Origin of the sequence: Sandarakinorhabdus rubra (genome assembly GCF_010994245.1) — a bacterium.
GTDB classification, from domain to species: Bacteria; Pseudomonadota; Alphaproteobacteria; order Sphingomonadales; family Sphingomonadaceae; genus Sandarakinorhabdus; species Sandarakinorhabdus rubra.
Genome location: NZ_WMHO01000147.1, coordinates 1 through 6865, shown reverse-complemented (window position 1 = coordinate 6865; position 6865 = coordinate 1). Strand labels below are relative to the sequence as shown.

Annotated in this window: 10 protein-coding genes and 1 pseudogene; 8 read left to right on the top strand and 3 right to left on the bottom strand. The window is 68.5% G+C overall.

Going from position 1 to position 6865, the window contains the following annotated elements; genetic code table 11:
• Positions 1–383: pseudogene (locus GJV64_RS09855) on the bottom strand (folate-binding protein); the annotation flags it as partial.
• A 179-nt stretch (positions 384–562) separates the two neighbouring features.
• Between GJV64_RS09855 and rpmG the strand changes: the two are divergent.
• Positions 563–730 carry a 50S ribosomal protein L33 gene (gene rpmG / locus GJV64_RS09850; RefSeq protein ID WP_086117499.1) on the top strand — a complete coding sequence of 56 codons (168 nt, stop codon included), beginning with the start codon at positions 563–565 and terminating at the stop codon, positions 728–730.
• Positions 731–801: 71 nt separating this feature from the next.
• Here the strand turns inward: rpmG and GJV64_RS09845 are convergent, their stop codons facing one another.
• Complete coding sequence (locus GJV64_RS09845) at positions 802–1794, bottom strand: glutathione S-transferase (protein ID WP_164157070.1); 993 nt, start codon at positions 1792–1794, stop codon at positions 802–804.
• A 97-nt stretch (positions 1795–1891) separates the two neighbouring features.
• Between GJV64_RS09845 and GJV64_RS09840 the strand changes: the two genes are divergently transcribed.
• From GJV64_RS09840 to GJV64_RS09820, 5 genes are read left to right on the top strand one after another with little or no spacing between them, the layout of a single operon-like run.
• A complete protein-coding gene (locus tag GJV64_RS09840) occupies positions 1892–2170 on the top strand; it encodes a DUF3572 family protein (protein WP_164157069.1) in 279 nt (92 codons plus the stop codon).
• Positions 2167–2787, top strand: coding sequence for an HAD family hydrolase (locus GJV64_RS09835; protein WP_164157068.1), 621 nt, complete (start codon positions 2167–2169; stop codon positions 2785–2787). The genes GJV64_RS09840 and GJV64_RS09835 overlap by 4 nt, the downstream gene beginning before the upstream one ends.
• Complete coding sequence (locus GJV64_RS09830; RefSeq protein WP_164157067.1) at positions 2784–3242, top strand: RidA family protein; 459 nt, start codon at positions 2784–2786, stop codon at positions 3240–3242. The genes GJV64_RS09835 and GJV64_RS09830 overlap by 4 nt, the downstream gene beginning before the upstream one ends.
• Positions 3242–4378, top strand: a complete 1137-nt coding sequence (locus GJV64_RS09825) for a GNAT family N-acetyltransferase (protein WP_164157066.1) — start codon at positions 3242–3244, stop codon at positions 4376–4378. The genes GJV64_RS09830 and GJV64_RS09825 overlap by 1 nt, the downstream gene beginning before the upstream one ends.
• A complete protein-coding gene (locus GJV64_RS09820; RefSeq protein WP_164157065.1) occupies positions 4378–4884 on the top strand; it encodes a hypothetical protein in 507 nt (168 codons plus the stop codon). The genes GJV64_RS09825 and GJV64_RS09820 overlap by 1 nt, the downstream gene beginning before the upstream one ends.
• Here the strand turns inward: GJV64_RS09820 and panC are convergent.
• The gene (panC, locus tag GJV64_RS09815) at positions 4881–5744 is read right to left on the bottom strand and encodes a pantoate--beta-alanine ligase (protein WP_164157064.1); all 864 of its coding nucleotides are present in this window, start codon (positions 5742–5744) and stop codon (positions 4881–4883) included. The genes GJV64_RS09820 and panC overlap by 4 nt on opposite strands.
• A 103-nt stretch (positions 5745–5847) precedes the next feature.
• On the opposite strand from panC, the gene GJV64_RS09810 reads away from it, so the two are divergent.
• On the top strand, positions 5848–6627 hold the full coding sequence (locus GJV64_RS09810; protein ID WP_235927689.1) for a division plane positioning ATPase MipZ: 780 nt from the start codon (positions 5848–5850) through the stop codon (positions 6625–6627).
• A gap of 4 nt (positions 6628–6631) precedes the next feature.
• Positions 6632–6865: hypothetical protein (locus GJV64_RS09805; RefSeq protein WP_205599586.1), on the top strand; the 234-nt coding region annotated here is incomplete at its 3' end.

Below are 6865 nucleotides of genomic sequence, written 5' to 3'. Positions count from 1 at the left end.
GCACTGCCAGCCGGGCCGATCCAGCGCGCGCCCAGCGCGGCAAGCCGTGCATCGGGCGGGCCACCATCCGGCCAGCTGGCCAGCACCGCCAGATCGTCGCGGCGGGCGAGCGTCACCGCCTTGCGCAGCTTGTAGAGGGTGAGGCGCTTCAGCAGCGCATCCGCCTTGACAGCCACGACATCGATCAGGATCGCGCCATCGTCGCCGGCATGGAGGTGAAAATCGAACAGCGCCTTCCCCTGCGGCGACAGCAGCCCCGCAAACACCGCGCGGTCTCGTGTCACCAGCGCGACATCATGGGTGACCAGGCCCTGCAGGAAGGCAAGCGTGTCGGGGCCGGCCACCGCCAGCACGGCGCGATCGTCGAGGATGATGGGGGTCATGCCGCCCGAGATAGGGCAGCACAGCCGCCGTGCCAATGCCGGGGGCGGCAAGGCGAACCATATCGCGCGGCCAACAACCGCCGCGCTTGACTTCGGCCCGCCTTTTGCGCATTGGGGCCGCCTTCGCCGCGGCGGGCTTGGCCTCTCGCGCGCAAACCAGATATTGCGGAACCGGAACCATGGCCAAGCCGACGACCATCAAGATCAAGCTCGTGTCCACCGCCGACACCGGCTATTTCTATGTCACCAAGAAGAATCCGCGCACCAAGACGGAAAAGCTGTCGTTCCGGAAATATGATCCGGTCGCCCGCAAGCACGTGGACTTCAAGGAAGCCAAGATCAAGTAAGCGCGGCCGCGCTGGCGGATCGCAAGGGGGCCGGTGGCAACACCGGCCCCCTTTCGCATGGTGCCCGGCCGTCAGCCCAGGAAGGCGAGGCAGCCGGCGGACTCCAGCAGCGGTTCGATCCGCCGGCGCGTGTCAGCATCCAGCGCGGCGTGGCGCGCCTTGAGGTCGGCAAGACACTTCAGCTGATACCTGAAGGTTCCCTGCACGTAGCCAAGACCATCCACCTCGATCCGGAAGGTCGGCTCGCCCGCGGCAGCGGCGCCGGCATTAGCCAGCAGGAACGGCCCATAGACACGCCCGATCTCGGCCAGCAGCGCGACCACCACCGGTTGCAGCGGCTGATCGGCGGCGTCCCACGTGCCCTCGATGCCGGATGTGTCGTCGATGTGCAGCAGCCAGCGATAGGTGAAGGGAAATTCGGCCCGCATCATCGCCTGCGCGGTGGGATCGACGCCGAGCTGGGACAATTGACCGAATAGGCCGAACTCCGCGATCGAGGGCCGCGATCCGAACAGGAAGTGACTGTTCACCACATGCGCTTCGAGGGCGTCGAGCACCCGCCGCGTGGACGCCTCGATCAGCGGGAAGTTGGCGCGCGTGCAGCCAACCAGCGCCATGCGCCCCACCTGCCGTTCCCGGAAGGCGCTGGCAAAGGCCTCCAGCCGGTCACGGCCGCCGCCCTTGAAGGCGTCGAAGCCCAGCCAGCGGCTCATCTGCAGCTGGTCCACCTCCTCCAGCCAGCGATAGCCGAACATCGCCTTGGTCAGCCACTCGTCGGCGAAATCCTCGATCAGGCAGGCGAGGAAGGCGAAGCCGGGATCATCGGGAATGATCGAACGGTCGGGGTGGCGGGCCTCCAGATCGTGGATCAGCGGAGTGGAATCATTGGCAAAGCTGCCATCGGGATATTCCAGCACGGGGATAACCGGCGCCTTCACCCTGGCGGTGGCGGCATCGTGCGTCTGCCGGCCGTGCACCCAGACATGCGGGATGCGCCGCGCCCGCAGCACCGCCCGCATCTTCATCGAATAGGGCGACGCCAGCGCGCCGTGCAGCCTGTACATGCCCATCTCCTCCCGAACCGGCCCGCAGTCTGCCCGTTGCCGCCCCGCGACGCCATCCCCGCTTGGCAGCCGGCGCGCCGGCCTCTAGGGCTTGGCCATGCTGCGTGACCGCCCCGCCAATGCCGATCCTGCCGTTCTGGCCCTGCAGGCGCTGGCGCATGTCGCCGGCGACGAGGCCATGGGCCCGCGCTTCCTGACGCTGACCGGCATGGACGTGGCGGAACTGCGCGCCAACGCTGACAGGCCGGCGACGCTCACCGCCCTGCTCGATTATCTGATGGCCAACGAACATGACCTGGTCAGCACTGCCGAGGCCATAGGCGTGAAACCGGAAGCGCTCGCCAAGGCCGCCCGTGCGCTGGGGAGCGACTGGTGAAGGCGCGCCCGCTCATCGTGTCCGATTGCGATGGCGTGCTGCTGCACTTCATCGCGCCGTTCGTCGATTATCTGCGCGAGGTGCATGGCCTCACCCTCAGGATGGACAGCTTCGCGCTGACCGGCAACGTCAAGCAGGCCGACGGCACGCCGGTGCCGGCCAGCGCCTTCCCGCCGCTGCTCGATGGCTTCTTTGCCGACTGGATGCACAACCAGCACCCGATCGCCGGGGCCGCCGATGCGCTGGGCCTTCTGGCAAGAGAGTGCGACGTGGTGGTGCTGACCAACATCGCCGGCCATCATGCGGACCGGCGCACGACCGAACTGGCCCGCGTGGGCATGCCCTATCGCGTCATCGGCAATCAGGGCGGCAAGGGCGCGCCGCTCAGGAAACTGCTCGACGAATTCCAGCCGTCCGAAACCATCTTCATCGACGATCTGCCGCCCAACCATGCCTCCGTGGCGACCCATGCGCCGCATGTGCACCGCCTGCACATGGTGGCCGAGGCCGAGGTGCGCCACCTGATCCCGGCGGCGCCCGATGCCCACGCCCGCCATGACGACTGGCCGGCGATGCTGTCCCACATCGAGACCATCCTGAAGGGGAAGACGCCATGACACCTGAAGACAAGCTCGCCGCCCTGGGCATCACCCTGCCGACCGCCGCGGCGCCGGCTGCCAACTATGTGCCGACCGTGCAGGCCGGCAACCTGCTGCACATTTCCGGCCAGATCCCCTTTGCCGAGGATGGAAGCCTGATGAAGGGCCGGCTGGGCGACACGGTGGACGTGCCCTATGGCCAGGCCGCGGCGCGGCGCTGCGCAGTGGGCCTGATCGCCCAGATGAAGGCGGCGCTGGGTGAGCTGTCGCGGGTGAAGCGGGTGGTCAAGCTGGGCGTGTTCGTTGCCTCCCACCCCGATTTCACCAGCCAGCCCGAGGTGGGCAATGGCGCGTCCGACCTGATGGTCGAGGTGTTCGGCGATGCCGGCCGCCATGCCCGCGCCGCCGTGGGCGTGGCGGTGCTGCCGCGCGGCGTGGCGGTGGAAGTGGACGCAGTCGTCGAGATCGGCTGATGGGCCAGTGGCCGGTGCGTGTGCTCGGCGCGGCCAGCGAGATCCCGCTGGCCGACTGGAACGCCTGTGCCGGCCCTGAAAATCCGTTCGCGCAAGGCGAGTTCTTCCGCGCGCTCGAACAATCGGGATCGGCCTGCAGCCGCACCGGCTGGCAACCGGTGCACCTGGTGGCAGACGGCGAAGATGGCCGGCCGGCCGGCCTCTTCCCGGCGTATCTGAAGACCCACAGCCAGGGCGAATATGTGTTCGATCACGCCTGGGCCGATGCCTTCGAGCGTGCCGGCGGGCGCTATTATCCCAAGCTCCAGGCCGCCTTCCCGTTCACGCCTGCGACCGGCCCCCGGCTGCTGCTGCGCGACCCCGATTGCGGGCGGGCGCTGATCGCGGCGATGGAGCAGGTGACCGGCGACAACGGCTTTTCCAGCGCCCACGCCACCTTCATCTGTCCTGAACAGCAGGCGCTGTTCCGCGACGCCGGCTGGCTGATCCGCACCGGCGAGCAGTTCCATTGGCAGAACGCCGGCTATGGCGAATTTGCCGATTTCCTCGGCGCGCTGTCATCGGCCAAGCGCAAGCAGATCAGGAAGGAGCGCGAGCGGGCGCAGGCCGGCCTCGACATCCTCCACCTGACCGGCCGCGACATCACCGAGACCCACTGGGACGCCTTCTGGACCTTCTATCAGGACACCGGCGCGCGCAAATGGGGCCGGCCCTATCTCACCCGCGACTTCTTCTCGATGATCGGCGAGACGATGGGGGACCGGGTGCTGCTGATGCTCGCCCTGCGCGGCCGCACGCCCATTGCCGGCGCCCTGAACTTCATCGGCAGCGAATGCCTCTATGGCCGCTACTGGGGCGCCACCGAAGAGGTGCCCTTCCTGCATTTCGAGCTCTGCTATTATCAAGCCATCGACTGGGCGATCCGCAACGGCCGCGCCCGGGTGGAAGCCGGCGCGCAGGGCGCCCACAAGTTGGCGCGCGGCTATCGGCCGACCCCGGTGATCTCGGCCCATCACATCCCCAATCCCGGTTTTCGCGCCGCGGTGGCGGACTTTCTGGCCCGCGAGACGACGGCGGTGATCGAGGAGATCGACTGGCTCGACGCGCACGGCCCGTTCAGGCGCGGGCAAGGCTGATGCGCGCACGCTTCGCCATGCGCTTTGTTCTTGCCCTGCTCGGCCTGGTCGCGACACAGGCCTCGGCCACCGAGGTCATCCGCCTGTCCGACGCGGCGCGGGCGGCCGTGCTTGACGCCGCCGCCAACGGACCGGAACGTTCGCCGGTGCTCACCCCGGAAGCTGTGCCGCAGGTCTCGCTGCTCGATCGCCCACTGTATGACGATGCCGCCGATGACCGCCGCATCCACGGCGAGGTGACGATGTTTGCCGGCAGCGGCGGCACGTTCGGCATGGCCGGCACCGCGGTGATGCCACTGGGCAACAGCGGCATGGCGGCGATATCCCTGATGCGCGGCACCGGCCAGTGGGGCGGCCTCAGTGGCTTCGGCTTCGGTTATGCCAGTGATGGCGGGCTGGGCACCGGCAGCTGGAACGGCCGTGGTGGCTGGAACGGTCTTGGTGGCCTTGGCCTCAATCCCCTCGCCTATGACCTTTATGGCCCGCCACGCCGGTTCCGGCGCTAGAGCGCGATATTATCGATCAGACGGGTGGTGCCGATGACCCCGGCGCCCATGAGCCTGGCGCCCGGCGCCGGCGCGCCAAGACTGTGCAGCGTCTCACCATCGACAAGCTCGAGATAATCAAGCCGCACGAAGCCAGCGGCCTTGATGGTGCGTTCACCGGCGGCCAGCGCGGCGGCCACCGGCATGCCGCCAAGGATCGCCTCGCGGGTGGCCAGCAGAGCGCGCGGCAGCGCCAACGCCCGGGCGCGCTCATCGGCCGAAAGATAAGCGTTGCGGCTAGAGAGGGCGAGGCCATCCTCATCACGCACGATGGCGCAGCCGTGGATGGCGGTGCCGATGTCGAGATCGGCGGCCATGCGCCGGATGATGGCCAGTTGCTGCCAGTCCTTCTCGCCGAACACCGCGACATCGGCCTGCGCGGCACTCAGCAATTTCGCCACCACGGTGGCCACGCCATCGAAATGGCCGGGCCGCACCCGGCCACAGAGCAGATCAGGCAGGCCCGACACCCGCACGAAGCTGGCAAAGCCCGGTGGATACATGGTGGCGACGTCGGGCGCATACAGCAGGCTGCAGCCGGCGCCAGCCAGCTTGAGTGCATCGCCGGCTTCGTCGCGCGGGTAGCGATCAAGGTCCTCGCCCGGTCCGAACTGCTTGGGGTTCACGAAGATCGACGCCACCGCGATGTCAGCGAGGCCAAGCCCCTTGGTCACCAGCGCGAGGTGGCCGGCGTGCAGCGCGCCCATGGTGGGCACCAGCGCCACCCGTTGCCCCTGCCGCTGCCAGGCCGCGATGGCGGCGCGCAGGGCCGCCGGCGTGCGGACAATGGGCAGTGACGGATGGGCTGAGGGTTCGGTCATCGCTGCTTTGCCGCTTGGCCCCATGCGGGGGTTGTCGTATCGGGGGCGCTGTGGGCGAAACGATGCCGCATCGCAAGCCCCGATACCTGAGGGAACCGCCACCTTGAGCGCTCATGTCATCGTGCTGGCCAACGAGAAGGGCGGCACCGGCAAATCCACCACCGCCGTTCACATCGGCGTGGCCCTGGCCCTGGCCGGGCATCGCACGGCGCTGATCGATCTTGATTATCGCCAGCGCACCTCCACGCGCTATCTCGAAAACCGCTGGCATCATGGCCAGCGCCACGGCCTCACCCTCGCTGCGCCCGACGTGGTGGTGGTGGCCGACGGGCCGGAGGGCGAGGCCGAGCTGGAGCTGCGCTTCAACCAGGCCAGCGTGCTTGACTTCATCATCGTCGATTCGCCCGGCCGCGATTCCGCGCTGGCCCGCGCCGCCATGGCCCGCGCCGACACGCTGGTCACCCCGATCAACGACAGTTTCGTGGATTTCGACCTGATCGGGACCGTCGACGGGGAGAATTTCGAGGTCAACAAGCCCAGCTTCTATGCCGAGTTGGTGTGGGAAGCGCGCACCCGCAGAGCCAGGGTGGAGGGCCGCACCATGGACTGGGTGGTGCTGCGGAACCGGCTTTCAACGCTGGAGGCGCGCAACAAGGCCCGCGTGGGCGCCGCGCTCGAAACCCTGTCGAAGCGCATCGGCTTTCGCGTGCTGCCCGGTCTGTCGGAGCGCGTGATCTACCGCGAGTTCTTCCCCCGCGGCCTCACCCTGCTCGACCGCGAGGCTCTCACCGATTTCTCGCTGAGCCATGTCGCGGCGCGCGCCGAACTGCGCGCGCTGATCGCCGGGCTGAACCTGCCCGGCGGGGTTGAACTGGCCGCCTGAGGCCATGGGACTTGCCATCATCGCCGTCGGGCTCCTGGCCTGGTGGCTGCACCGGGAAGGCCTGCTGCTGCCCAACCTGGTGCGGCTGGGCGGCACCGCCGTAGCGGGCCTGCTGGCCTTTAGGTTGCTGACCTCGGGGCGCGTGCTGGCCGGCGCGGCAGTGGCCGCGATCGGCTTTGGCTGGTGGGCGTGGCACGGGCGGATCCGATCGCGGCACGCCCACCAGCCAAAGCCGATC

Bases quoted from the DNA above. Each gene is read 5' to 3' on its own strand.
- rpmG (WP_086117499.1), top strand. From the start codon at position 563: ATGGCCAAGCCGACGACCATCAAGATCAAGCTCGTGTCCACCGCCGAC.
- GJV64_RS09845 (WP_164157070.1), bottom strand. From the start codon at position 1,794: ATGTACAGGCTGCACGGCGCGCTGGCGTCGCCCTATTCGATGAAGATG.
- GJV64_RS09840 (WP_164157069.1), top strand. From the start codon at position 1,892: ATGCTGCGTGACCGCCCCGCCAATGCCGATCCTGCCGTTCTGGCCCTG.
- GJV64_RS09830 (WP_164157067.1), top strand. From the start codon at position 2,784: ATGACACCTGAAGACAAGCTCGCCGCCCTGGGCATCACCCTGCCGACC.
- GJV64_RS09825 (WP_164157066.1), top strand. From the start codon at position 3,242: ATGGGCCAGTGGCCGGTGCGTGTGCTCGGCGCGGCCAGCGAGATCCCG.
- GJV64_RS09820 (WP_164157065.1), top strand. From the start codon at position 4,378: ATGCGCGCACGCTTCGCCATGCGCTTTGTTCTTGCCCTGCTCGGCCTG.
- panC (WP_164157064.1), bottom strand. From the start codon at position 5,744: ATGACCGAACCCTCAGCCCATCCGTCACTGCCCATTGTCCGCACGCCG.